This is a genomic window from Catalinimonas alkaloidigena (assembly GCF_900100765.1).
Lineage (GTDB): Bacteria > Bacteroidota > Bacteroidia > Cytophagales > Flexibacteraceae > Mooreia > Mooreia alkaloidigena.
Genome location: NZ_FNFO01000006.1, coordinates 113,066 through 139,003 on the forward strand (window position 1 = coordinate 113,066; position 25,938 = coordinate 139,003).

23 protein-coding genes and 1 tRNA gene are annotated in these 25,938 nt (G+C 57.4%); 12 read left to right on the forward strand and 12 right to left on the reverse strand.

Annotated elements, in window-relative coordinates; all coding sequences use genetic code 11:
• Positions 1–41 precede the first annotated feature (41 nt).
• The 3 genes from BLR44_RS15985 to BLR44_RS15995 are packed head-to-tail and all read right to left on the reverse strand — an operon-like array spanning position 42 to position 2,459.
• On the reverse strand, positions 42–755 hold the full coding sequence (locus BLR44_RS15985; RefSeq protein ID WP_089683768.1) for a 2-phosphosulfolactate phosphatase: 714 nt from the start codon (positions 753–755) through the stop codon (positions 42–44).
• Positions 755–1,846, reverse strand: coding sequence for a glycine cleavage system aminomethyltransferase GcvT (gene gcvT / locus BLR44_RS15990; protein ID WP_089683770.1), 1,092 nt, complete (start codon positions 1,844–1,846; stop codon positions 755–757). The genes BLR44_RS15985 and gcvT overlap by 1 nt, the downstream gene beginning before the upstream one ends.
• Positions 1,847–1,883: 37 nt before the next feature.
• The gene (locus BLR44_RS15995) at positions 1,884–2,459 is read right to left on the reverse strand and encodes a ribonuclease HII (protein WP_089683773.1); all 576 of its coding nucleotides are present in this window, start codon (positions 2,457–2,459) and stop codon (positions 1,884–1,886) included.
• A gap of 210 nt (positions 2,460–2,669) precedes the next feature.
• Here BLR44_RS15995 and BLR44_RS16000 point away from each other — a divergent pair, with 210 nt between their 5' ends.
• A complete protein-coding gene (locus BLR44_RS16000) occupies positions 2,670–3,218 on the forward strand; it encodes an NUDIX domain-containing protein (RefSeq protein WP_089683774.1) in 549 nt (182 codons plus the stop codon).
• Between the two features lie 55 nt (positions 3,219–3,273).
• On the opposite strand, the gene BLR44_RS16005 is transcribed toward BLR44_RS16000, so the two are convergent.
• The 6 genes from BLR44_RS16005 to gyrB all read right to left on the reverse strand — a co-directional run bounded on the left by BLR44_RS16005 (position 3,274) and on the right by gyrB (position 12,306).
• Positions 3,274–4,332, reverse strand: coding sequence for a DUF2341 domain-containing protein (locus BLR44_RS16005; RefSeq protein ID WP_089683777.1), 1,059 nt, complete (start codon positions 4,330–4,332; stop codon positions 3,274–3,276).
• 16 nt (positions 4,333–4,348) lie between these two features.
• The gene (locus tag BLR44_RS16010) at positions 4,349–4,930 is read right to left on the reverse strand and encodes a MiaE family protein (protein WP_089683779.1); all 582 of its coding nucleotides are present in this window, start codon (positions 4,928–4,930) and stop codon (positions 4,349–4,351) included.
• Positions 4,931–5,061: 131 nt separating this feature from the next.
• Positions 5,062–6,933 (reverse strand): putative porin, encoded by a 1,872-nt coding sequence (locus tag BLR44_RS16015; RefSeq protein WP_176956078.1) that lies wholly within the window; start codon positions 6,931–6,933, stop codon positions 5,062–5,064.
• A gap of 15 nt (positions 6,934–6,948) precedes the next feature.
• Positions 6,949–7,989, reverse strand: a complete 1,041-nt coding sequence (gene lpxK / locus BLR44_RS16020; protein ID WP_089683783.1) for a tetraacyldisaccharide 4'-kinase — start codon at positions 7,987–7,989, stop codon at positions 6,949–6,951.
• Entirely contained in the window at positions 7,986–10,160 is a 2,175-nt protein-coding gene (gene ppk1 / locus BLR44_RS16025) for a polyphosphate kinase 1 (protein ID WP_089683785.1), read from the reverse strand. Before ppk1 ends, lpxK begins: the two co-directional genes overlap by 4 nt.
• Positions 10,161–10,353: 193 nt before the next feature.
• Positions 10,354–12,306 carry a DNA topoisomerase (ATP-hydrolyzing) subunit B gene (gyrB, locus tag BLR44_RS16030; RefSeq protein ID WP_089683787.1) on the reverse strand — a complete coding sequence of 651 codons (1,953 nt, stop codon included), beginning with the start codon at positions 12,304–12,306 and terminating at the stop codon, positions 10,354–10,356.
• 175 nt (positions 12,307–12,481) lie between these two features.
• Between gyrB and BLR44_RS16035 the strand changes: the two genes are divergently transcribed.
• The 6 genes from BLR44_RS16035 to BLR44_RS16060 all read left to right on the forward strand — a co-directional run bounded on the left by BLR44_RS16035 (position 12,482) and on the right by BLR44_RS16060 (position 18,258).
• On the forward strand, positions 12,482–13,216 hold the full coding sequence (locus BLR44_RS16035; protein WP_089683789.1) for a carboxypeptidase-like regulatory domain-containing protein: 735 nt from the start codon (positions 12,482–12,484) through the stop codon (positions 13,214–13,216).
• A gap of 143 nt (positions 13,217–13,359) precedes the next feature.
• On the forward strand, positions 13,360–14,364 hold the full coding sequence (locus tag BLR44_RS16040) for an ROK family protein (protein WP_089683791.1): 1,005 nt from the start codon (positions 13,360–13,362) through the stop codon (positions 14,362–14,364).
• A 126-nt stretch (positions 14,365–14,490) separates the two neighbouring features.
• Positions 14,491–15,096, forward strand: a complete 606-nt coding sequence (locus tag BLR44_RS16045) for a hypothetical protein (RefSeq protein WP_089683792.1) — start codon at positions 14,491–14,493, stop codon at positions 15,094–15,096.
• Between the two features lie 48 nt (positions 15,097–15,144).
• Positions 15,145–15,327, forward strand: a complete 183-nt coding sequence (locus tag BLR44_RS16050; protein WP_089683793.1) for a Lacal_2735 family protein — start codon at positions 15,145–15,147, stop codon at positions 15,325–15,327.
• Positions 15,328–15,393: 66 nt separating this feature from the next.
• A complete protein-coding gene (locus BLR44_RS16055; RefSeq protein ID WP_089683795.1) occupies positions 15,394–17,796 on the forward strand; it encodes a TonB-dependent receptor in 2,403 nt (800 codons plus the stop codon).
• A 45-nt stretch (positions 17,797–17,841) separates the two neighbouring features.
• Entirely contained in the window at positions 17,842–18,258 is a 417-nt protein-coding gene (locus BLR44_RS16060) for a DoxX family protein (RefSeq protein ID WP_089683797.1), read from the forward strand.
• Between the two features lie 73 nt (positions 18,259–18,331).
• Here the strand turns inward: BLR44_RS16060 and BLR44_RS16065 are convergent, their stop codons facing one another.
• Positions 18,332–19,198 carry a mechanosensitive ion channel family protein gene (locus tag BLR44_RS16065; RefSeq protein ID WP_089684157.1) on the reverse strand — a complete coding sequence of 289 codons (867 nt, stop codon included), beginning with the start codon at positions 19,196–19,198 and terminating at the stop codon, positions 18,332–18,334.
• A 252-nt stretch (positions 19,199–19,450) separates the two neighbouring features.
• Here BLR44_RS16065 and BLR44_RS16070 point away from each other — a divergent pair.
• The 5 genes from BLR44_RS16070 (at position 19,451) to BLR44_RS16090 (ending at position 23,964) form a co-directional block, all read left to right on the forward strand.
• Positions 19,451–19,525: transfer RNA gene (locus tag BLR44_RS16070), tRNA-Pro, on the forward strand.
• Between the two features lie 353 nt (positions 19,526–19,878).
• Positions 19,879–20,367 carry a hypothetical protein gene (locus BLR44_RS16075; RefSeq protein WP_143017325.1) on the forward strand — a complete coding sequence of 163 codons (489 nt, stop codon included), beginning with the start codon at positions 19,879–19,881 and terminating at the stop codon, positions 20,365–20,367.
• Positions 20,368–20,603: 236 nt separating this feature from the next.
• On the forward strand, positions 20,604–21,152 hold the full coding sequence (locus BLR44_RS16080; protein WP_143017326.1) for a hypothetical protein: 549 nt from the start codon (positions 20,604–20,606) through the stop codon (positions 21,150–21,152).
• Between the two features lie 297 nt (positions 21,153–21,449).
• A complete protein-coding gene (locus BLR44_RS16085; RefSeq protein ID WP_089683802.1) occupies positions 21,450–22,400 on the forward strand; it encodes a transporter in 951 nt (316 codons plus the stop codon).
• A gap of 19 nt (positions 22,401–22,419) precedes the next feature.
• Positions 22,420–23,964, forward strand: coding sequence for a vanadium-dependent haloperoxidase (locus tag BLR44_RS16090; RefSeq protein ID WP_089683804.1), 1,545 nt, complete (start codon positions 22,420–22,422; stop codon positions 23,962–23,964).
• A 633-nt stretch (positions 23,965–24,597) separates the two neighbouring features.
• Here BLR44_RS16090 and BLR44_RS16095 read toward each other — a convergent pair.
• Complete coding sequence (locus tag BLR44_RS16095) at positions 24,598–25,050, reverse strand: response regulator (RefSeq protein ID WP_089683806.1); 453 nt, start codon at positions 25,048–25,050, stop codon at positions 24,598–24,600.
• Between the two features lie 114 nt (positions 25,051–25,164).
• The gene (locus BLR44_RS16100; RefSeq protein ID WP_089683808.1) at positions 25,165–25,845 is read right to left on the reverse strand and encodes a hypothetical protein; all 681 of its coding nucleotides are present in this window, start codon (positions 25,843–25,845) and stop codon (positions 25,165–25,167) included.
• Between the last annotated feature and the right edge of the window lie 93 nt (positions 25,846–25,938).

A 25,938-nucleotide genomic window follows, 5' to 3' on the forward strand; every position in this document is an offset into this window, starting at 1 on the left:
GCTTCTTAAGCGCTTTTATTCTTTAACTCCAAATCGTAAGGCTAATCGGAAAGTGGCACCAAAGCCGCGCCTTGCAAAACCGGAATCAACGAAAACAAGCTAGGCGTGAGGCAGAAATCGATGTCGTCTTTGATACCCAGGTTGTGCAGCCGACGAACGTGCGCAGAGCGATACACCGTCCCCGACAGATCGGCCGCTGCCTGCCGGTACATAAGTTGCACCACGAGCGGTGCATCGGTTTCGTGTTGAAACTCTCCTTCCACGCGGTCGACCAACGCCCCGGCAAACAGGCTGTCTTCCAGATTCACCATGCCTTTCCAACCAGCACAGACGATCAGCACGTCGCGCGATTGCGCCTTAACGTACTCGGTAACGGCCTTCAGGTTGACAAAGGCTCCGACAATTACCTGATCGGCCGCGCGGGAGCGGTCCAGCGCCAGGGTTCCGTTGGTGGTCGACATCACCACCGTTTTGCCAGCGTAGTCGCCGGAAGTATACGCCAAAGGCGAATTGCCCAGGTCCATCCACGCCAGTTGAATGCCGTTGCGCTCACCCGCGGTCACAAAGCCGTCGCGCTGGCAGTAAGGTTGACATTCTTCCAGCGTCGCGACCGGCAGAATCTGCGCGACGTCGTGCGCCAGCGCCGTTACCATACACGTAGTGGCGCGCAGAATGTCGACGACCACCACCAATTTGCCCGAGAGGTCGAAACTACCGACCAGTTCAGGAGAAAGACAAACGTCAATTTTACGCATCAGGCAGGCTGGTAAAACGGGAACTTCGTGACCTGCGCTTTCAGGTTGCGGTCGCGAATCTGAACAAAAATTTCGGTGCCGGGTGTGGCGTAGGCTTTCTGCACGTAGCCCATGCCGATGCCCACGTTCAGACTCGGCGACTGCGTGCCGGACGTCACTTCTCCGATCACCTCCCCGGCTGCATTGACCAGCGGGTAGTGGCTTCGCGGAATGCCCCGGTCGAGCATCGTGAAGCCCACCAGTTTCCGCACTGTGCCAGCGGTTTTGAACGTCCGCAGGTGCTCCCCGGCAATGCAGTCGCCTTCTTTGTTCGGTTTGGTGATCCAGCCCAGCCCGGCTTCGTACGGATTGGTTTCGTCTGAAATGTCGTTGCCGTACAGGCAGTACCCCATTTCCATGCGCAGGGTATCGCGTGCCCCCAGCCCGATGGGTTGAATGGCGAACGCCAGCCCCACTTCCATAATTTTATCCCACACCGCCTTGGCGTCTTTGTTGCGCACGTAAATCTCGAAACCACCTGCGCCCGTGTAGCCCGTCGCCGAGATGATCACGTCAGCCACGCCCGCAAAAGGTGCCACTTTAAACGAGTAATACGCGATGGAATCCAGGTCCACGTCCGTCAACGGTTGCAACGTCGCGGTGGCTTTGGGCCCCTGCACCGCAAAGAGAGAGTAGTCGTCGGAAGCATTGTGAAGTTTAACGCCCTGCGTATTGTGCTGCGTAATCCACGCCCAGTCTTTTTCGATGTTGGAGGCATTGACCACCAACAGGTAATGATCGGGATCGAACCGGTAGATCAGCAAGTCGTCGACGATGCCGCCGCGCTCGTTCAGCAGCGCCGAGTACTGCACCTTCCCGTTGTGCAACGTAGAGGCGTCGTTGGCGGTCAGCCGCTGAATCAGTTCCAGTGATCCGGGACCTTCCACAAAAAATTCGCCCATGTGCGACACGTCAAAAATGCCGACGCTTTCGCGTACTGCGAGGTGCTCGGTGACGCCCGAACTGTAACGGACGGGCATTTCATAACCGGCAAACGGGACCATTTTCGCGCCCAGGGCCAGGTGTGTATCGTGTAGTGTAACGCGTTTCAAAAGGGATCGGGTTTATGAGGCGGCAAAAGTACAAAAGCTATTTGACCCGGAAGGAACGGCGGTGCAACGGCGTTTGCCCGTGTTCGCGAATCGCCTTCAGGTGAGTGGGCGTCGGATACGCCACATTCGTTTCCCACCCGTATTGCGGATACTGCCGCGCGTGCTGCCGCATCAGGGCATCGCGAAAGTCTTTCGCCAGCACCGAAGCCGCTGCAATGTTCGCGTACGTCCGGTCGCCCTTCACGAGACACTGGTGCGCGATGAACGGATACGGACGGAAGCGGTTTCCGTCGACGAGCAGCAGTTCCGGCCGCAACGCAAGCTGATCGACCGCGCGATGCATCGCCAGGTAAGAAGCCTGTTGGATGTTGATCTCGTCGATTTCGGCGGGACTGGCCTCGGCAATGGCCCACGCCAGCGCATGCTGTTTGATCTGGGGCACGAGCAGATCGCGCTGTGCTTCGCGGAGGAGCTTGGAGTCGTTCAGTCCTTCCAACGCAAAATCTTTCGGCAAAATAACGGCGGCCGCCACCACCGGACCGGCCAGACACCCCCGCCCTACTTCGTCGAGGCCGGCTTCGATCAGGTCCGGGCTAAAGCTGGATTTCAACATGCGGCAAGTTAGCGGTTGAGGGGTTAGTGAGTCAGGAGTTCAATGGTGAAAGCTTAAGGTGTACTAACTCAAAACTACGCTCTACGCCGCAAGCAGATCCTGGACAGGATGACCTCTCCCCTCTACTTCACGCTCTGCGCTCTGCCCCAAGCGCCACTACACCCATTGCTCACGGCCAACTGACCGCTCCTGATTACCTTTGCAGTACGTATGGAAGAAAAGAAAAACAACTGGCAGACGCTTTCGTCGCGGCCGATCTACGACAATCCCTGGGTCAATGTGCGGGAATACCAGGTCATTAACCCGCGCGGCGGCGAGGGCATTTACGGCGTGGTCAGTTTCAAAAACAAGGCGCTGGCCATCGTACCGATCGATGAAGAGCAACATACCTGGCTGGTGGGGCAATGGCGCTATCCACTCAACGAATACTCGTGGGAAATTCCGATGGGCGGCGGGCCGCTGAGCGAAGACATTCTGACGGCGGCCAAGCGGGAATTGCAGGAAGAAACCGGCCTTACTGCGAAAAAATGGACGGAACTGCTGCGCATCCACACGTCCAACTCGGTTACCGATGAAGAGGGGTTTGTCTTCATTGCGGAAGACCTGACGCCCGGCGAAACGCTTTTTGACGAAACGGAAGATCTGGAAATCCGCCGACTCCCCCTGCGCGAAGCCGTAGCCATGGCGATGGACGGTCGCATTACCGACTCGATCAGCCTCGCCGCCCTCCTGAAAATCGGGATGATGTATAAGTTGTAAGGAACAAGCGGCTTACGTCCGGCACTTCTTTTGTAAGATCCTACGACGCGCTGCTTCAAAACAACCGGCTCATGACCGGCAAAGGATCGGACGAATCGGGCAAGGTCATCCAGGGCGCGTCGGGAGCCTGCCGCTCTTCCGAGTAACGTTCCGCGCCGACCGTAATCCGCGGCTCCACCGACGTCAATTTCCGAACGCGCACCCAATCGACCGACAGCGTTCCCTGTGTTTCCCGCTGACACGCCGCCACGCCCAGGCCGACCCGCAGCGGACGTTCCTGCCAGAGCGCATTCGGTTCCAGCGCTTCACCGTCGGGCCATTGCGCAAATACGGTGTTGGTGGTAATCCACGAAAGCGACCACAAGCCCGCAGGCGCGACAGACGCCGCATGGCGCGTGTTGGAAAATACCGCGTAACCGCCGCATGGCGTGGGCTCCCCTTCGGTCAGCGTCAGTTCCATCCGCTCCCGGGCTCCGTCGCGGGCCAGCACGTAGCCGTTGGAAAACCGATCATCCTGAAGAAGAGCGAGCGTCGTGAAACGTCCCGCAGCATCGGTCACCTGCATTTCTACTATCAAGGGTTTTTCGAACGCTTGCCGCGACAGCAAAATGGCGTCCTCACGCTGCGCATCGACCCGCAATTGTCCGTCTTGCAAAGTATACTGGCCGCGGCCCCGTTTTTCCCACTGCAGCGGGTTGAGTTCCGTTCCTTCGAAATCATCAAAAAAGGCAAAAGTACAATTATACTGTCGCGAAGCCACGGCCAGCGGATTGCCGTGATACAGGAAAATGACCGCACGGCTGTAAGGCGCGACGTAAGGGATACGGACCCAATAGCGGGTTGCTTCCTGGTTCAAGGCCCCCTCTCGCCAGAAGCACAGCGGCGTCTGCCCGTCGGCATCGGTGAAACGCACGTCGTTTCCCTCGGGTCCCAGTTTGCCTTGCTCAATCAGCCGGGCGGTGTTGAGTTCGAACACAACCGGATACGCTTGCAATGCCTCCGGATTTCGGGAATTGTCAATTTCCAGTTCGGTACGGTACCGCCATCCCGACAGCGGGGTTTGTGCCAGTGCGGCAACGCTGATCAGCCAACTTAACCAGACGACGTGCTTCATAGCAAGGCATTAAGTTTTAGTGCATGCGATCACCCCTAACTTCCAATGAATGAATAATTTCTGCCTCGATCTGAAGCATTTCATCAAGCCGGGATTTGACCATCTCGTGCGGCAGGTATTCTTTCGCCAGATCGACGAACGTGACGTAGTGCCCCGCCTCCGAAATCATCAGTTCATGGTAAAATTCGCGGAGCCCTTCGTCGTCGATTTCTTTGGACAAGATGCGGAACCGTTCGCAACTGCGGGCTTCGATCAGCGCACACATCAGGAGTTTGTCGAGAAACTGTTCGTCGGGATGGCCGCCCTTGCGCACGTGCTGACTCAGGGCCACCACGTACTCGTCTTTCCGCTGACGCCCCAGTTTCATGCCGCGTTCGCGCAGTTGCGCCAGCACCCGCTCGAAGTGGTTCCACTCTTCGGTTACTACGTCGGTCAGCACGGCCACCAGCTTTTCCCGATCCGGGTATTGTACAATCAGTGAGATACCCGACGAGGCCGCCTTTTGTTCGCAGTACGCATGATCGACCAGAATCTCCTCCAGGTTTTTGCTGGCCACATCGACCCAACGCGGGTCGGTCGGTAGTTTAAGTCCTAACATGGGGTAAATGAATCAGTTACAGAATGCCATACAGCACGTGGAAAAAGCCTTTCAGCAGAATTCCGGCTGTGATGTTAAAGGTAGTGCAACGGCGTATCAATTAGAACACTGCCGATGGGGCAAATCAACCGCTAATCAAAAAACTGCCAGTGAACGCCGAACACAAAGCTCCGCTGCATGCCCGGATAATAGGGCGTCATGAAGTAGCCGTTGGCCGGATACCCCTGGTTGATCTGGCTGAGTTTCAGAAACAAATTCACGCGCTTGATCCGGGCGTTCATGAACAAATCGACGATCGGGTACGATTCCACCAGAAAATCGTTTTGCAGGTAAAACTGCTGCGTGACGGGCATGTACGCGTTGGCGTAGTAACTGCCCTTCATCCGCACGTCGAACCCCACTTGCAGGCTGAGGGCGTTCTGAAACAGGTTGTTCTGGTAATAGAATCGGTTGTGGAAGTACCAGGGCGGCATCCGGAGCACATCGGGGCCGGTCACCTGCGTGACGCGCGCGTGTAACTCTTCCGCAAAGCGCCCGAAACGCACCTCGGTCTGCACGCCCGCCGAAAACGTCAACAACCGATCCGGCGTCTGAGCCGGTTGCGCATCGGTACCGTAGTAAATGTAATTGTTCAACGTATGGATGTCGGCGTAGGGTCGGAAAGCAAATCGCCGCAGGCGCAACTGGGCCTGCCCGCGTAACCGGTCGCCCCGCACGTAATCGAATTCGTTGTTCCAGATGAAGTGGTTCCCGACGTACGACTGCGCCAGCAAAGGCGGCGCGCTGCGTTGCCGCACGTACTCGACGTTGAGCCAGTTGGTGTTGAACCGCCCGGCGAAGCGATACGCCCCCGCCAATTGGTACAATCCTTCGGTTTCAACGTAGTTGGAGTCATTCAGGAAGTACTTGAGCGTAGCCCCGCCATACCCTTCATTTTTAGGCGTTAACAAGTCGGCATAAGGTTGGTCGTACCAGAGGTCACGCCGGAAATAGTAGAAGCTGTACTGAAAACCCAGAAGGCGCCCCTTGGTCCCAAGCGTATTTTCCAGCGCGGCGAAATCGACCTTATGCTGAGTAGAAGTCGCACTCAGGTACACATGAGGATAGAAATCGGTGGCGGTGCGGAACACTTCGCCGTTAATCAACGTCACTTCCCGGTTTACCTCATCGTCGATGTAGCGGTCCCAATGCCGTTTCTGGTCCAGGATGTGAAACAACTGCACGCCCTTTTGCGGGTCCAGGTTAAACTGCTGGTAGAGGTGCCACTGGTTGCGTTTGTCGCGGTTAGAGGCTGTAGCGCTCAGCCGGACACGTTCCTGCTCGTAGTCGAACAGGCTGTCCTGCGTATCGCCCGGATCGGGCAGAATCCCCCCCGATTCGCTGACCTGGTGATTCAGGTGCAGAAAGCTCACCAGCGCCCAGTAGCGGTTGTCCGGTGTATGGTAACTGGACTGGATCACCAGCCCGTGGTCGTCCGAACGTTTGTCGCGGTTGTTGGCGTCGAGCTGTTTGTCGGACGACATCCGTCGCCAGCGCAGACCCACGTTCCAGGTCGGGGTGATGTTGCGCGAGAGGGTCGTGATGAGCATTTGTTGGCCCGCCGTTCCCTGCACGTAATAGAGCGACGAGAAAGGCGAACGCGTGTCGAAATAGCGCACGTCCGAGGGCTGAAAGGCGTACCCATCGAAAGCATGCATGCCTAGGTCGACCCCGGGGGTTTCGGGGAGTTCGTAGTAGAGCGGCTCCATCGCCGTGCCCATTTCGCCAAGGTTGTGGTACAGCCGCCCGTTCTGATACTCGAAGAGGTAATCGTGATAAGCGTTGTAGGTCGTGTCGATGGTGTAGAGCGTGTCCGTACCGTTGAAAAGATCACGCTCCAACCGATAACGGGTAGAAAAAGGACCGTACACCTGTTTGGTAGAATCGTCCAGAATTTGAGCGGTTGCCTGGCTGGCCAGCAGAAGACAGGCACACAACAGCCATACGGTTTTTCGTAAAATCACGCGCAAACTTATAAACTAATTGCCAAGTTTCTGATCGATGCGGCGACGCAGCCACGCGAGAAAATCGCCCTCGTTCGAAACAAAACGCGGTTCGATGGGCAGGCAGTATACCGGCACCTCAATCAGGAGCGACTTTAAAGCTTCGTCCTGCCATTTGACTGCGTCCTTTTCGGTGCTCAGCAGCGAAGCGCGCAAGGATCGCGCCAGGTCGGCCAGACGGCGCAAGTCACGTGGGGTATAGCGATGGTGATCCCGAAACGTTTCCTCGGCCACCACATCCCACTGTTCTTGGGCGTACGCACGCAACGGTGCGGGCTGCGCCAGGCCGCTGCACAACACCACCCGACGCCCCAACGGCAGGCCGTTGGCGAGGAGCGGCACCGGCGTTCCGTACGACAACGTCGTGAAATGCACCGGGGCGTCGGGTGCCACAAAAGCACGCAGCTCGGATTCCAGTGCCGTTTGCTGCGACCGCGAAAGCGCGGGCGGACATTTCGTCATCAGGCAGGCATCGGCCCGTCGGGCTTCGGTCGGAAACTCGCGCAGACGCCCGGCCGGTAGCGGATAGTCCTGGTAAAAAGGTCGGTTGAAATCGGTCAGCAGCAGGCGTACGTCGGGACGGATGGCCCGATGTTGCAACGCATCGTCCAGCAGAATCACCTGCACCTCCGGATAATCGGCCAGCAGGTTCGGAATGGCCACGGCCCGTTCTTCCGCCACCGCAACCGGCACTTCTCCGTTAAACTTCTGGTAGATCTGGAGGGGCTCATCGCCCACAGTAGCTGCATTATCGGCAGCCGTAGTCAGGCGAAACCCTTTGGTCCGACGGCCGTAGCCCCGGCTTACTACCGCCACGCGGTAGTGCGGCTGCAAGGCCCGAATCAGGTATTCTACGTGCGGCGTTTTGCCGGTACCGCCCACGGTCAGGTTCCCGACCGCAACCAACGCACGATCGAAGGACGTGGAGCGCATCCACCCCCGGTCGTAGAGCGCGTGTCGCCCCCGGGCGATCTGTCCCCAGAGCGCCCCCAGTGGCGACAGCCATCCGTGCCTCATGAATCGATGTTCACGGTCTTGTCCGCCGGCCGCTCCGACGGATCATCGTTTTTCACCTCCAGGTCGTCGAACAGCGAAGCGGCCGCGACCGTTTCTTCGGTCACGTTGTAGAACTCCCGGTGAATGTTGAAAGGTTGCTCGCCTTTGCCCGGAAGTCGCTTCACGTACTGCCCGTCTTCTTCCATCAGGTAAGCATTCACGTTGTCTTTCAGGTTGAAATCCAGGATGTTGATGGCTTCCTGTTTCACCTTGTCATCCACCATCAGGAAGAGGGATTCGATTCTCCGGGTAAAGCTGCGCGTCATCATGTCGGCGCTTCCGCCAAATACTTTCGGCTCGCCAGCGTTGTGGAAATAATACAGACGACCGTGCTCCAGAAACTCGCCGACGATGGAACGCACGGTGATGTTTTCGCTGAGTCCGGGGCGGCCGGGACGCAAACAGCAGATGCCGCGCACAATCAGCCGAATGGGCACCCCGGCCTGCGAAGCGGCATACAAGGCTTCGATCGACTCTTTGTCTTCCAGCGAGTTGACCTTGATCACAATGCCGCTGGGCAAGCCTTCCTGCGCGTTTTTGGCTTCGTGCCGAATCAGGTTGATCAGTCCGTCGCGCATGTCGCGCGGGGCGGTCAGCAGGTAATGGTACTCGTTCGGGCTGGAATGGCCCGTAATGACGTTGAAAAATTCCGAGACGTCGTGAGCATAAATTTCGTTGGTCGTCAACAGCCCGATGTCGGTGTACAGCCGCGCCGTATCTTCGTTGTAGTTTCCGCTCGACAAATGGACGTAGCGCGTCACTTTCTCGCCCTCTTTGCGGACGATCAGCATCAGTTTGGTGTGGGTTTTTACGCTGCCGACGCCGTAAATCACGAAGCAACCCGCCTTTTGCAGGCGCTGCGCCTCCCGAATGTTATTCTCTTCGTCGAAGCGAGCCTTCACCTCGAACAGCACCGAGACGTGCTTGCCGTTTTCAGCGGCCTTCAGCAACGCGTTGGTCACCCGCGACTCTTTTGCCAGGCGGTAGATCGTGATTTTGATGCCCAGCACCTGCGGATCTTCGGCCGACTCTTCCAGCAACTGCACCAGCGGATCGATGCGGTTATACGGATGATGCAGCAGAATGTCGTGCGTTTTCAGGTATTCGAACAGCCCTTCATCGGGCGAAAGTTTGCCCGTCAGCGGCAGTACAGGCAGCGGTGGAGTCGGTACTTTGTCGCGGAAATCCACGTGACCGATGATCTGCCACAGGCCCGTCAAATCTAGTAACTGATTGGTAATGAAGATATTATCATTATCCAGCTCCCAGCGACTCTTCAACACGCGCATCATGTACGAAGAGTAATTGTCTTCCACTTCGATGCGCACCACACGGCCCGTCCGGCGCGTCTTCAGCTTCCGTTTCACTTCGTCTACAAAATCCTCTTCCAGGTCGTCGCTCTCTTCCAGCGAGAAATCGCCGTTGCGGGTAATGCGGAACAGGTCGGTCGATTCGATGCGTACGTTGCGGTAGAGCTTTTCGATCTGCCAGCGGATGATCTCCTCGATCGGCAGAAAGGCGATGGCATCGCCCCGGTCAATTTCGTAGAAACGCGGCAGGTTTTGCGGAATCTGCACGAACGAGATTTTCTTTTGTGCTTTCTGATCGTTCGGGCTACTGGTCACCACCCCAAAAATCAGAATCCGGTTCATCAGGATCGGGAAAGTGTGGTACTGGTCGAACACCATCGGCGTGAGCATCGGGAAGATGGTGCGTACGAAATAGGCCAGCACTTTTTCGCGCTCCTTGTTGGTGAGGTCCTCGACCTTGATAAGACCAAAGCCATTCTCCGTAAACTGCGGCATCAGTTCTTCGGTGAAGCATTCGTACTGCTGCTGGAAGAAATCTTGGGCTTCGTGCAACATTGCCGCCCGGAAGGGTTTCTCGCGCAGGCCCGAGTAGTCGACACGCTCTTTGCCGTAGTCGAGGTAGTTATACAGACTGCCCACGCGTATCATGAAGAACTCATCGAAGTTTGAGGCCGTAATGGCCAGAAACTTAAGGCGTTCGAAGACGGTCTTTTCCGGATCGCGGGCCTGATCCAGTACGCGGTAGTTGAACTGAATCCAGCTCAGATCCCTGCTGACCAGGTTACTGCTCAGAATCTGTTCCTGTATTTTTTTATTGGGCATGCCGATATCGGTTAAAGGTAGAAGGTTGTTGGTCGGCGGTTTCGGTCCGAGAGAAAGCCGCCTTGGCGTTCGCAAACAAATATAAAGACAAAAAAGCCGTTGCACACGGGCAACGGCTTTAGAAAGAAAGGTTTGCAGCGCAGACAGGAACGTTTTGCGAACGAGACGCCGCTCTTGCCGGCGCGTGCGCCGCTTAGGTATCAATGTTGGCGTACTTCGCGTTTTTCTCGATAAACTCCCGCCGCGGCGCGACTTCGTCGCCCATCAGCATGGAGAACAGGTGATCCGATTCGGCGGCCGACTCGATCGTGACCTGCTTCAGCGTACGCTTCTCCGGGTTCATGGTGGTTTCCCACAACTGTTCCGGGTTCATCTCACCCAGACCCTTGTAGCGCTGCACGTGTACAGAATCTTCTTTGCCTTCGCCGACCATCTCGCGCACGGTCTGTTCGCGTTGCGCTTCCGACCAGCAGTACCGCTCGTCTTTGCCTCTTTTCAGGAGGTACAGCGGGGGCTGGGCAATGTAGAGGTAGCCCTTGTCGATGATGTCGCGCATGTAACGGAAGAAGAACGTCAGGATCAGCGTCCGAATGTGGCTACCGTCCACGTCGGCGTCGGTCATGATCACGATCTTGTGATAACGCAACTTCGTGAGGTTCAGCGCCTTTTCGTCGTCTTCGGTGCCGAAGCTTACGCCCATCGCGGTAATCATGTTTTTGATTTCCTCGTTGTCGTAAATCTTGTGCTCCTGCGCCTTTTCTACGTTCAGGATTTTTCCGCGCAGCGGCAGAATGGCCTGAAACTTCCGGTCGCGGCCTTGTTTGGCCGAACCACCCGCGGAGTCACCCTCCACCAGGTACAACTCGGCGTTTTCGGGATCGGTGTCGGCGCAGTCGGCCAGCTTGCCGGGTAGCCCGGTGCCGGTCAGGACGTTTTTGCGCTGAACCATTTCGCGGGCTTTGCGGGCCGCGTGGCGCGCCTGTGCCGCCAGCACCACTTTTCCGATGATGGTTTTGGCCTCTTTCGGATGCTCTTCCAGGTAGTCGGACAGGGCCTCGCTCACGCACGACTCGACCGCACCCATCACGTCGGAGTTACCGAGTTTGGTTTTGGTCTGTCCTTCGAATTGCGGCTCGGCCACTTTGACCGAAATAATGGCCGTCAGTCCTTCGCGGAAGTCATCGCCCGAAATGTCGACTTTGACCCGATCCAACAGCCCCGACTTATCGGCATATGACTTCAGCGTACGCGTCAACGCCCGGCGGAAACCCGACACGTGGGTGCCGCCTTCGATCGTGTTGATGTTGTTGACGTACGAGAAGACGTTCTCTGCGTAGGAGTTGTTATAGAGGATGGCCACTTCGACGGGCACATCGCCCCGCTGTCCTTCCACGTAGATGGGCTCCTGAATCAGGTGGTCGCGCGTTGAATCCAGGTACTGGACAAACTCGCGCAGCCCGCCTTCCGAGAAGAAGTCGTCTTTTTTGGGCGTTCCTTCTTCGTCCAGATCCCGCAGGTCCGTCAGATGGATGTGGATGCCCCGGTTCAGAAACGCCAGCTCGCGCAGGCGCGTCGCGACCGTTTCGTATTTGTAGTCCGTAATGGCAAAGATGGTCGGATCGGGCAGGAAGTGTACTTCGGTGCCGTTTTCTTCCGTTTCGCCGATCACCTTGACCGGATACAGCGGCACCCCGCGGGAATACTCCTGTTGCCAGATTTTCCCTTCCCGGTAGACCGTAGCCCGGAGGTCGATCGAAAGCGCGTTGACGCAGGAAACCCCGACGCCGTGCAGACCGCCCGATACTTTGTAGGTGTCTTTGTCAAATTTCCCTCCGGCATGGAGGACCGTCATGACGACTTCCAGGGCGGAACGCCCTTCGCGCGAGTGCATCCCGGTAGGAATGCCCCGACCGTTGTCGCGAACGGTAATGGAGTTATCAGTATTGATGGTTACGTGAATCTCGTCGCAGTATCCCGCGAGAGCTTCGTCGATAGAGTTATCGACCACTTCCCATACCAGGTGGTGCAGGCCCTTGATACCGATATCACCGATATACATGGCAGGACGTTTCCGTACTGCCTCCAGACCCTCCAGTACCTGGATATTATCAGCGGAATAAGCACCGCTCGTAATTTCCTCAGGCACGTGTTAAGATTTAGTTAAACAATGGGCAAAAATAACAATCTGGCGCAATTTTAGCGCACTTTTGCATCAATAACAGAACACATCCGAGTGAAAAATAGTGCCCGACACCTCTTTTCAGGGAATCGCTGAAAATCCCGTCCAATCTTTCTAACTTTCGGACCGTTTGTAAGATCGTATGAAAGCTGTTCTCCCCATTTTTCTGGTTTTTCTCCTATCCTGGACCTGCGCCTGGGGGCAGTCGGCCGAGTCGCCTCTGATGGGGCACGTGCTGTCCCGCGATAGTTTGCAACCGGTGCCCGGCGCCCACGTGATGAACCTGTCGACGCACGAAGGTGTCTCGGCCACCGAGACGGGTTTTTTCCGCCTGCCGGTACATCTGAACGACACGGTAGTGGTTTCGGCCGTCGGATTTTATTCGGATACGCTCACGGTATCGGCCCGTCCCGACGCGTTGGTCGACATTCTTCTGCTGCCACGCACTTACGAACTGGAGACCTTCGTGTTTGAACGCGGCGATCTGAAGGCGTTCAAGGAGAAGTTTCTGGCGCTGGACCTGCCCGAAGAACCCAAGGTGAACATGACCGGCGTAGACCGCTACGAAGGGCCGATCAAGCCCGTGAAACCGACCATTTTGAACCCCGTTTCGCTGATCTACAGCAAGTTCGACAAACGAGCCAAACAGGAACGCAAAGTGCGGGTGCTGGAGCGGCAACAGAATTTTGAGCGACTACTGGCCACCAAATTCAACGAAGAATTGGTACAGGACGTCACCGGTTTGGAAGGCGACTCGCTGAAAGATTTTATGAACTACTGCCGTCTGGAAGCCGAATTCGTGGCATCGGCCACCGAATATGACCTCCGCCTCGCCATCAGCGACTGCTACCAGAGCTTTCAGGCCACGCGCAACTGAGTGGCTGCGTGCATGCGTGAGCTGGTGCGTGGATTTTTTGCCGGACCACCGATCGTACGCCCCCACGCCCCTGCCGATTCCATCAATTCGCGTCCACTACGCCGCTCTTTTGTATCTTCGGCGGCGAGTTTAGTTCTTTTTCCATGACGCACCCTCAACCTATCCCTGTAACGCTGGGTATCGACATTGGCGGTACCAACACGGCGTTTGGCCTCGTCGACCGACTGGGCAACATCCTGACCGAATCGACCCTTCCCACCAAAGTGCACCCGACGTGCGAAGAGTACCTGCGGTCCCTCAACAGCAAAATCCGACAGATTTACAACGATCACGAGAAGAAATCCGGACAGAAAATGCGGCTCATCGGCATCGGCATCGGTGCGCCTAACGCCAACTACTACCGGGGCACCATTGAGTACGCACCCAACCTGACGTGGCCGGGCGTGGTGCCGTTCGTCGAAATGATGAAAGGGTATTTCGACGTGCCCATTGTGCTGACCAACGACGCCAACGCGGCGGCCGTCGGCGAGATGGTCTATGGCGGCGCCAAAGGCCTGAAGAACTTCGTCGTCATTACGCTGGGCACCGGCCTGGGCAGTGGCCTGGTGGTGAACGGCGAACTGGTCTACGGCCACGACGGCTTTGCCGGAGAACTGGGGCACATCACCGTGAATCCTGACGGGCGCCACTGCGGCTGCGGCCGCAAAGGTTGCCTGGAGACGTACGTGTCGGCAACGGGCATCAAGCGTACGGTCTACAAACTGCTGGCCGACTTCAACGAGTCGAGCGAACTGCGCAACGTGCCGTTCAACGACCTGACGGCCTACATGATTTCGGAGGCGGCCCGGCGCGGCGACCGCGTGGCCATCGAAGCCTTCGAGTACACCGGGCGGATTCTGGGACAGAAACTGGCCGACACGGTGGCGCACACCAGCCCCGAAGCCATTTTCCTATTCGGCGGGCTGGCCCAGGCGAACGAGCTGATTTTCTACCCTACGCAGCGCCACATGGAGGCCAATCTGCTCAACATCTACAAAAACAAGGTCAAGATTCTGCCGTCCGAGCTGATGGACAAAAATGCGGCCGTGCTGGGTGCCAGCGCCCTGGCGTGGAAAGAACTGGAGTCGGAAGGTCTGCTGCTGGAATAACCACTCGGCTGCCTCGCATGGCTCTGACGCGCACCGGAACGCCTTCCACACCGAAGGCCTTCCGGTGCGCTTTCCGTTCTCCCCCGGCGGCGAACATCCACGCGCCGCTTTTCCGTACTGTAGTGCATGACTACTCGTTTTACGTCGGACGAACTGCGCGTCGCTTCCGATCCTACCTTCTTTTACCTCAAGCATCAGGTCACTCAAAAAGTCGCCGGTCAGCTGGGGAAGTTGCACCGCGCCTTACGCCAGACCGTTGAGGCACAGGCCGCGGCATTTCCCGCCGGCTGGGACGAACGCCCCGGCAAAATTTCGCGCGGCGAAAATTACCGGCTGCTGCCCTACCTCATTCTCGACTACCCCCGGCTGTTCCGGCACGACACCACGTTCGCTTACCGCACCATGTTCTGGTGGGGCCACGGGTTCAGCTGCACACTCCACCTGCAGGGCGTATTTCTCGACCAGATTCGCCCCGTGTTACAACGCCGGCTCCTGTCACGAGCAGAGCCCGACTGGTGGGTCTGCGTCCACGACTCGCCGTGGGAATACCATTTTGAAGACGACAATTACCAGCGGCTGACCGCCCTGCCGGACGCCCGGCGCGAGGCCCTGGTGGCGCAGGGTGCTTTTCTGAAACTGAGCCGAAGGCTGCCGCTGGAGGCGGTCGATCAGCTCCCGGACTTCGGCGTTGCAACATTCCAGGAATTTATTACGCTATGGGCTAAACCCTAAGCCCTTCTGTCAGTTTACTGAAGTAGATAACCCTAGCAAAACACGATTATGTTTGGACTCCTCAGAAAACGAACCGAAGTAGAAAAGCTCGAACTGCAATACGAAAAGCTCATGGAAGAAGCCCGCGACATCCAGCGGAAGGGCGACATGAAAGCGTTCGCGCTAAAAACGGCCGAAGCCGAAGCCGTGATGGACGCCCTCGTTCGGCTCAAACAAACCCAGGCGCGCTAGGGGCACAACTTCAAATTCTCTTTAAAATGTGTTGCGACTTTTGAGTGCTCATTTTTCTGATCCGCCATGCGAACACCTTTATGCTTTTTCAGTGGCTTGCTGATGCTGCTGGTTTTAGAAGTTGCACAAGCGCAGACCGCTACTTTTTCCATCCGAGGTACCCTGCAGGACGACCAGAAAGCGCCCATTCCGTTCGGGAACGTGGCCTTGTACCAGTCGGCTGATTCTGTGCTCGTGACCGGTGCCGTGTCGGATGCCGCCGGGCAGTTTGCCATCAAAGCCAAGCCGGGTCAGTACTACGTCAAGGTAACGGTACTGTCGTATGCCGAGAAGCTGATTCCGAACGTCCAGGTTACCAACCGGGACCTCGCGCTGGGGACGCTGACGCTCCGCTCCGATGCCGAATACCTGGAAGAAGTGGTGGTGAAGGGCCAGAAAAGTCAGATGGTACTGGAACTCGACAAGCGGGTGTTCAACGTGGGGCAAGACCTGGCCAACATCGGTGGCAATGCGGCCGACATCCTCAACAACGTGCCGTCCGTAGCGGTCGACGTCGACGGCAACGTCAGCCTGCGCGGCAGCGGCAACGTGCGGATTCTGGTCAACGGCAAACCCTCGGGACTGGTAGGGCCCGACGCGCTGCGGCAGTTGCAGGGCAACCTGGTCGAAAGCATCGAAGTCATCACAAATCCTTCGTCGCGCTACGATGCCGAGGGCGAAGTCGGCATCATCAACATCATCCTGAAAAAAGAGAGTCAGCGCGGGGTGAACGGCTCGTTTTCGGCCAACGTGGGCTATCCGGCCAACCACGGCGGCTCGTTCAACCTCAACTTCCGGCGCGAAAAGTTCAACCTCTTTACCAGCTACGGCATCAACTACCGCAAAAGTCCCGGGCGCGGCAGCTCGTACCAGCGCTTTTTTTCGGACGATACCCTGTATGCTTACGAACAGACCAGCACCCGCACACGTGGCGGTTTGTCGCACAACGTGCAGGCCGGCCTGGACTACTTCCTGACCGAACAGGATATCCTGACGGCGTCGGTGTTCCTGCGGCTGGCCGACGGTAACAACACGTCGGAATACGAATACCGCGACTTCGGCGAGCGCGACGAACTGCTTCGCACCGTACTGCGGCAGGAACAGGAAGCCGAGCCGCGCACCAACGTGGAAACCACCTTTAGCTACCGCCACGAATTTGACCGCAAGGGGCGGCTGCTGACGGCCGACTTCAAATGGATCGAACAGGACGAAATCGAAAAGGCCGAATTTCAACAGCGGGAACTTGGGCTGCCCGACGTGCTGCGCCAGCGCTCCCGCAATACGGAAGACGAGCGCAATTGGCTGTTTCAGGCCGATTACGTGCATCCTTTCAGCGAAAAAGGCAAGTGGGAAACCGGGGTACGCAGCACCAACCGTATTCTGCACAACGACTTTTCGGTAGAGCAACAGGACGAAGTGGGCAACTGGGGCATTCTGTCGAGCTACGACAACAACCTGATCTACACGGAGCGCATTCATGCGGGTTACCTGATGGCCTCCGAGAAGTTCAGCAAGTTCTCGATTCAGGGGGGCCTGCGGGGCGAATATTCCGACATCACGACCGACCTTCCCGACGACAATCTGGTGAACAACCGCCAGTATTTCAACCTGTTTCCCAGTACGCATTTTTCGTACGCCCTCACGCCCGAAAAGTCCATTCAGCTTAGCTACAGCTACCGCCTGAGTCGGCCGGGGTTCCGCGATCTGCTCCCGTACTCCGGCTTTAGCGACAACCGTTCGTTGCGCGTGGGCAACCCGAACCTCAACCCCGAATACACCCACTCGATCGAAGGCGGCTATCTGCTGAACTGGGACAACGGTTCGCTGCTGGCCAGCGGGTATTACCGGTACCGCACCGGGGTGATCGAACGCATTGTGCTGGTCGACTCCGTCGGGTTCAGCCGGATGTTTCCGGTCAACCTCGCTACGCAAAACGCCTACGGGCTGGAGGGCAACGTCTCGTATTCGCCCTGGAAGTGGTGGCGGCTGAACACCAACTTCAACTTCTACCGGGCCATTACGGAAGGGACTTACCAGGAGCAGCGCCTCTTCAGCGATACCTACACGTGGCAGACCCGTTCTACGTCGCAGATGACGCTGTGGCAAACCTGGGAGTTTCAGGCGGGCATCAACTACCGCGCTCCCCAACGTACCCCACAGGGACGCGACCTGTCCACCTACGCCATTGATCTGGGACTTTCCCGCGACATTCTGAAGGGCAACGGCACTCTTGTGTTCAGCGTGCAGGATCTGCTCAACACCCGCAAACGGCGCAGCATTGTGGAGCGCGAGGGGTACTACTCCACCTCAACGTTTCAGTGGCGGTCGCGACAGGCGCTGGTCACGTTCAACTACCGTCTCAACCAGCGCAAAAACGAAAGAGGTCGCAACCGGGATGCCTTTGAAGAGGAAGGCGGCGGAGATTTTTGATTCTCCCGTACTTTTACCTTTTCAAGCAAACCCAAATCTGATTTCATGAGTAAACTTTTCAGCACGAAACACGACAGCAACAACCTCGACATCGCCACCTTGCTGCTCCGGGTGTTTCCCGCCGGTTTTATGCTATCGCACGGTTATCCCAAGTTTATGAAAGTGCTCGAAGGCAACTTCGAGTTCGGTGATCCCTTGGGGCTGGGACCGGCCGCTTCCTTAATCCTAGCCGCCTTTGCCGAATTCATCTGCTCGCTGCTGGTAATTTTAGGACTGGGTACCCGGCTGGCAGTTATCCCGCTGATCATCACCATGTTGACGGCGGCGTTCATCGCCCACGGAGACGATCCGTTCGGGCGGAAAGAGTTATCGCTGCTGTACCTCGTGGTGTTCGTCGTGCTGTTCCTGACGGGAAGCGGGCGTTTTTCGGTCGATAGCGCACTGGCCTCGAAAAGACGCTGAACAAGAGTTTTCCCCATCGAAAAAGGCTCGCTTCCAAAGAGGAAGCGAGCCTTTTTTGTACTACATAGTTCGCTTATCCCACGGTGGGTTTCTCTTGCGAAGTGCCGTTGCCGTTAGCCGGCACGGTGTGCTGGTAGATGTGCACATCACGCTGCGGAAACGGAATGTTGATGCCCTGCCGATCGAATTCTTTCTTGATTTTCTCGGTCGTATCGAATTTCAGGCCCCAGTAGTCGGACGCGTTGGCCCAAACCCGGACGGTAAAGTTGACGGAACTGTCGGCAAGCTCAGACACCACCACCTGTCGCGCCGGTTCGCTCAGAAAACGCGCGTCGGCGTCGATCACCTCGTTGATGATCCGGCGTGCCTTGTCGATGTCGTCTCCGTAGCCGATGCCGAACACAAAGTCCACACGTCGCTGTGCCTCCACCGAATAGTTGGTGATTTCCGTATTCGCCAACGGACCGTTCGGCATGTAGATCGTGACGTTGTCGGGCGTTTTCAGTACGGTATGGAAAATCTGGATCTCGCGGACTGAGCCCCCGGTGCCGTTCGCCACAATGTAGTCACCGACCTTGAATGGGCGCAGCAACAAAATCAGCACGCCCCCCGCAAAGTTCTGCAACGATCCCTGCAGCGCCAGTCCCACGGCCAGGCCGGCAGCGCCCAATACGGCAATGAACGAGGTCATCTCGATCCCGATCATCGTGGCGACCGTAATCACCAGCGCGACTTGCAGCAGCGCCTTGAGCATGCTGGTCAGAAACGGCGTCAGCGAAGCGTCGACGTTTCGTTTGATCATCGTATTCCGAAAGGTATTGACCAGGAACTTGATGATGGCCAGTCCGACGATCAGCGTAACGACCGCCATAATGAGTTTGAGGCCGTAGACCTGCACCAATTCCCAGATGCGATCGATGTTAAAGTCAATGTCTCCCATGAGCATAATCTGTTGTTTCTACTAGCGAAGAAATAAAAACCCCCAGGAAGGGACAACCTTTGCGTAGCCGATGCCCCACATTCCTTCTAATTATACCGCCGATTATTCGGTACATCCTACTGATTGCCAAGGAGAACCGTTCCGCTTGCCTGAATCAGGACCCGGTTCCCGCCCGCCTGCATCAAGAAAAAAAGGGGACCCCTTGTAGGTTGTTTCGAAGAAAGACTTATATTTGCACCCGCCTTACGGCATCGGGGTGTAGCGCAGCCCGGTTAGCGCACCTGGTTTGGGACCAGGGGGTCGCAGGTTCGAATCCTGCCACCCCGACTTTAAAAGGTTTTGTCAGAACGACAAAGCCTTTTTTTGTGCCCTGCCCTTACCCACGAGCTGGTGTTCAGCAGTCTTCTCATGGAATCGCGTCTTTTGCAGGATGCAAGGTTGCGAACCGCTCCTCCTCAAAACGGCTCTTCTCCCTCTACTCATTTCGCTACCATTCAAGGCCGCTTGCACCAGACAAGCTCCTGCACGATTGCCGCAATGTGCACCGGCTTTGCCCGGATGTAAGGAACAGGCACGCTCTGTGTTTTAGCGGTGTAACATCTTGTGTTGCTTTGAGCACGCAATAAAATAGGCAGCATGTTCGGCCTATCTGATTACGCCACATTTCAACTTGCAACGCGATGAACCTACGCTTGTCTCTTTTGCTGATGGTACTTCTTGTCGGCAGCGCTTCGGTTTCGGCCCAAGCCGTCACGGTCACGGATTCCATCACGGTCAAACCAGGCCCCGGCACCGTTTTTATGTACCAGGGGAACCGCCTGAAGCCCAAACAACTGTTGCTGTTGACGCAACGCTCTCCCGCCGCATACCAGGAAATGCAAATCGCCAAATCCAAGAGCGACGTGGCCAGCGTCCTGGGATTTATCGGGGGAGGGCTGGTCGGATGGCCGATCGGGACTGCCCTGGGCGGCGGCCAGCCCAACTGGGCATTGGCGGGAGTCGGCGCGGGCATCATCGCCGTTTCGATCCCCTTTACGGCATCGTACAACAAGCACGCCCGCGCAGCGGCAGCGCTGTACAACCAAAACGCCGTGCCCACGGCGACCGGCCGACTCGAAATGGAGTTGCGCTTTTCCGGCCAGCACCTGGGCATGCAACTGCGATTCTAAAAATCAGGAAGAGAGCAAGTGCCTGGCAGCTTGGTAATGCCCTCGTGCAGAGATCGTTCGGGGATGAAACTGACCCGGTTACTTGGAAGGCGCTTCTTGGGCGGCGACCTACGGCTGAGCTTTTTCCGGACCGATGCGAGAACAAGGTTCTGAGGCCATTTGGGTGACCGATTTGGAAGCGATCAGAAAATCACTACATTTGGCACAGGTCGGACTGGCCTCAACCCATCACCCCCTTGAAACGCGCCCTCTCCCTCTTGCTGCTCGCGCTGCTCATGTACAACATGATGGGGTACTACGTGCAATTCCACCTCCGCCACCTGACGCTGGCCCACGAACTGACGCAAGCCATTGACGCCGGACAGATTCCCGACAGCGAACTTCTGGTTTTCAAGTCGCCCGTGCCGCTCTACCACCAGATCGACAAGGACTTTGCCCGCGCCGAAGGCAACTTCGAGTACCAGGGGCAGTTCTACGAAATGGTCAAGTGGAAGCTGGAAAACGACACCATCTATACGTACTGCCTCACCGACGCCCGCAAAGCGCAACTCTACCAGGAGCTGGCCCGCCACGTACGGACCCAGGGGCTGGACCTGGCGCACCGCAAAGGCGGTTCGTCGGAAGTGATTCTACTCAGTTTTCTGAAAGAGTACCTGCCCCTGCGCACCATGCCGCTGCAGTTCCGGCGGCCGGTCGACGAGGCGCTCCCAACAGCGACGTGCCACGTGCAGTCGCCCTTATCTCCTGCTCTGTCCATTCCCACCCCACCGCCCAAGCGGGCCTGATCCGAACGTACGGTGCTTGCAAGCTGTCAACGGACGCCGTAGAGGGCGTGGCCTGCCGAATGCAGGTTGCTTCCCACTAGTGGCGGGTAGTCGGTAGCCTGCGGGGTCGCTCCGCGGTGTGGCACTTGTGCTGCCAGTCCGCCCGATGCCCCCGATGTTACTGGCCTCAGCCGTTGTAATCTGCGCACACGTACACTTCCTCCTGCCTTTTCTAGTTCAGAACGACCGAGGCGCCGCCCACCAACGGGTACGGCTGCCTGCGTCGCTTCTATTCTCCTACCCTTCTTTCAAAATTGTATGAACCGACTTTCTACCTACTTTTTTACCCGGCGGGCTGTGGGCTACGCCGGACTTTTGCTGGTGCTTCCGTTTCTGGCAGTGGCACAGACGCCTTCCGATGCCTGGATGATGAAACAGGGACAGGCCTGCCTCGCGCTGACCTACGACTACGGCGCTTTCGATCGCTACTGGGAGGGCACCTACCTGCGGTCCAACGAAACCATCGCGACTGTTTCCCGCCAGACGGCAATGGGCATGGTGGCCCTCGGCCTCACGGATAAGCTGAATGCCTACGTGGGCGTGCCCTACATCCATACGCAATCGTCGGAGCCGAACGGCGGAAAATTCCAGGGTGCGTCGGGTTTTCAGGACCTGACGCTCGCACTGAAGTATGAATTCATCCGAAAAGTAATGGGCCCGGGCAAGCTTTCCCTGTTCGCGGCGGGGGGATACGCCGCGCCCATCTCCCGTTACCTCTCCGACTACCGACCCTACAGTCTGGGCAACGGCACCACCGAATGGAGCTTGCGCGGTATGGCGAACTACCGGTCCAACCTGGGCCTGTACGGACAAGCCATGGCCGGCTACTTAGCCCGGGGGCTGACCAAAGCGGAGCGGGATTATTATTACAACAACGGCAGCTACTATACGGCCTGGATGGACGTTCCCAGCGCCTGGGAGTACAACCTGGCGGCGGGCATGTGGCTGATGAAGAATTCCCTGAAACTGGAAGTCGGTTACTACGCGCTACGCTCCACAAGCGGCGACGACATTCGCGCTTACAATGCGGCCCAGCCCACCAACCGTGTTGACTTCAGTCAGGCGCGCTTTTCGGCGCAGTATTATTTCAAATCCGTCAAAGGACTAGGGCTGCTGGCGTATTCGTCGCAGGTCCTGGAGGGTCGCAACACCGGCAAACTCGCCCTGGTGGGCGGCGGCCTCACCTACCAGTTTCCCGTCTGGCAATAATTCTCACCCCACAACTTCCATGAAAACGCATCGTTCTCTATACACCCTTCTGGCAGGCAGTCTTTTGTTGATTTCGTCGTGCGAACAACCCGACCTGCCCCAGTACGCCGCCTATTCGGCGTACGAATTTGCCACCCTCGATGAAGACGGAGGCTCCTGGCAACCCATCCTCCTGACCGATCCGGAACAGATTACGGTCGATGCCCCCGCCGCGGTGCAATCGGTCGCTTACCAGCAGGAACTGGCCGACCTGCACGCCACCATGGCAAACCTGAGCGACGCCCAACGAAATGCTGTGACGTACTGGACCAACAACCCGGTGGTCCGCTGGAACGAAATTGCGCTGGAACTCATCGCGAAATACAACCTGATTCCGGGTCCTAATGCCGACGGCACCTATACCCTTCCCAATCTGGCCTCGCCCGAAGGCCCTTCGCCTTTTCCGTTTGCACACCCGCCCTACGCCGTGCGGGCGCTGGCGTACCTCAGCGTGGCCCAGTGGGATGGTCTGATTACGGCCTGGCACTACAAATACACTTACCAGCGCCCCGCCCCGGCGCAAGTCGATCCTACCCTGCATTCGGCCTACGCCACGACGGCTCTGCCCGCTTATCCGTCGGAAGGGGCCGTGGTCGCGGTCGTCTCGCAAGCCGTATTGAGCGCCATGTTTCCGTTGGAGAAAGAGTACCTGCGGGCCAAAGCCCAGGAGCACCTGGAAAGTTTGCGGTGGGCCGGAGTCAACGTGGCGAGCGACATCACGGCCGGTCAGCACATCGGCACAGAAATCGCCACCCTCGCGCTGGAACGAGCCGCCACCGACGGGATGAAGTTCGCGCAGTGCTCGCGCGCCGTCTCCGACTCCATCGCGCAGGCGGCCTTCGACCGGTTCGGCTGGAAATGGGAAAACATCGAGGAACCGGCCCGTCCCGTTGGCCTGGCCCCGCTGCTGTGCAACGTCAAGATGTGGAACGTTCCGCACGTGACCGACGTACGACCAGGCCCGCCACCGGCTCCCGGCTCGGCCGAATACGAAGCCAACATCCGTGAACTGATCGACATTGCCGACCACCTGACCGTCGAACAACGGCGGATCGCCAACTTCTGGCAGGACGGGCTGGGCACGTACACACCGCCCGGCCACTGGAACAAGATTGCCAAAGATTTTGTGCTGCAGTACCGCCTGAACCCGCTGCGAACGGCCCGGACGTTTGCGTACCTCAACGAAGCGATGATGGACGCGGGCGTGGCCTGCTGGGATGCCAAGTATTACTACCATTACCCGCGCCCCATCCAGCAGATTCCGGGCTTCAAGACCATTGCGGGCACACCCAATTTTCCCAGCTACACCTCCGGCCACAGTGTATTCTCTGCCGCGGGGGCCGAAGTGCTGGCCTACCTCTTTCCGCCCGAGGCCGACAAAGTTCGCAACTGGGCACTGGAGGCGGCCATTTCGCGGGTGTACGGCGGAATTCACTACCGGTTCGATGCGGAAGTGGGTACCGACATGGGCATTGAAACCGCGGACTATACCCTGGCCAAAGCCCGCACCGACGGAGCCGACTAAACACCAACAAGCCGTTTCCCGGGAAGCTTCCAACCGCTCGGGGAACGGCTTTACTTTGCTTTTCGACCGACGGCGCACGCTACCCAAGGCAGCGGATGATCCAAGAAGTTCGTGAGGAAGGTGGAGACGAAGGCGGCCGATGCACCAAAGGCTATGGGGTTCACTGGCGTGTAACGTTTACCCCGTATCATGACAGGATTCTCAAAAAAATCCGTTCGTATCGTAGATTTTACCACAGCGCGTTACAGAAAAAGGAAAGGAGGCTGAACTCACAAAAACCGCCCCCTTTCTTCTCAACATGCGATTCAACTGTTAGTAGAGTGCAAGATTACACGCGGTCTTTTATCTAAAACGGTGGCTTTCCGACCAATTCCGACACGCGTAAGTTTTGCGCCATTCCCGTCTCTTTTTCAATAGGGAGGCGGAGCACCGGCGAACGCCTTTTGGTTAGTTCGGCCTGGCGGTGTTTCCATTGGTAATTGGCAGCGGGCGAAAAAAACCAGCTCCGCCACCAAGGCAATCTGCGTTGGCAGACCTGCCGAAAGGCCCAGTCGTAGGCCGTTGTGCTTTCCCAGAAGAGCCTTGCTTCCCGGGGGTGCCTTCTTTTCTTACGTTCCATACCCGATTGAGGGTCTACCGACGGGATAAGAAGGGAAAGGTACGATGGCCGCCTTCGTCTTCCTCCGCCTGCGCTGCGGCCAGCAACACAGTAGAGAGCCGTCCCGGCGAGAACGGCTTACTCAGGTAGCCGGTGATGTAGTCTTCCCAACCGGACTGCCGCCGTACCGGCCGTTGGGTAGAAGCGGTCACCAGAAAAAACAGCGGCACGTGGGGATAATGGCCCACCAGCTTGCCGTACCGCTTCAGAAACTGCCGGTCTTCGTCGCGACTCTCCGGCAGAAGGCCCGCAAAAACCAGATCGGGCAGGGCGTCTGCTCCCTGTTCCACACGCTCCAGGTGTTCCAGTGCCGACTTCGTGCGCCGAAGCGCGACGATGGCGCCGACTTCGTGGAAACGCTCCAGCAGGCGACGTGTAATGAGTTGATGAATTTCGTCGTCGTCGATAATCCAGATGGTATCAATCATACGCTATGGGAGCGGAACGGTGGCCTCGCCTGGGGCGGCACGTTCCGCACCGATTTAGAATAAAAAATATAGAGTGATTCTTATAAGTAAGATGGAGCAAGCGGACCACACCGATCATTCCACTTTCCATTTGCCTTGCCCGAGCACTTCCAGCGAAGAATAAATGCGGTAGTGATACAGACCGGGTGTAAAGTGTTCCCGGGGCACGATCACCTGCGCATCCTGCAAGGCGATGGTACAAACGTGCCGCCCGTGGAGGTCGTGAAACGAAATCCAGAACGGCGTCTCCGGTAACGAAGCCCGAATGGTCAGCGGCTGGCACCCGCTCCAGGGGTTGGGCGACAGCGTCAGATCCTGCAGGGCTACGTACGCGGTCACGGGCCGACTAAACGACGAAGACGCGCTCGGCTGCACAATTCTCAGCCGATAATAGGAGCGCCCCGCCCACGGATGGCGGTCGGTGGTTTGGTACGTCGCTCCCGCCTGCGGTTTATCCTGACACCGTACTTCCATGACCGGATCGTACTGCAGCCCATCCTGCGAACGCTCCAGCACAAAGTGGCTGAGACGCACACGCGGCGGCGTTGCCCAGGTCAGCCGTACCTCTTTTCCATCGGTACGTGCCTGGAAATTCGTTACACTGGCGACCACATCGGACAGAAGGGTCAGCGTCTGCGCTCCGACCAGCGAGGCGGCGGCAGTTTCAGGTACGTGTTGTGCATGGGTGGAAAAAGTTAGGTTGAGGTTAAAAAAAAGCGTAAAAGTGGTGGCCTTTACCAGCAAAAGGCGTTTCATAAAGACAAGAACTACTTTATTAAAAACTAAAAAATCGAATAAGCTCCCAGTGGCACAAAACTAGGGAGACAACAGAACGTAGCGCTACCTTTC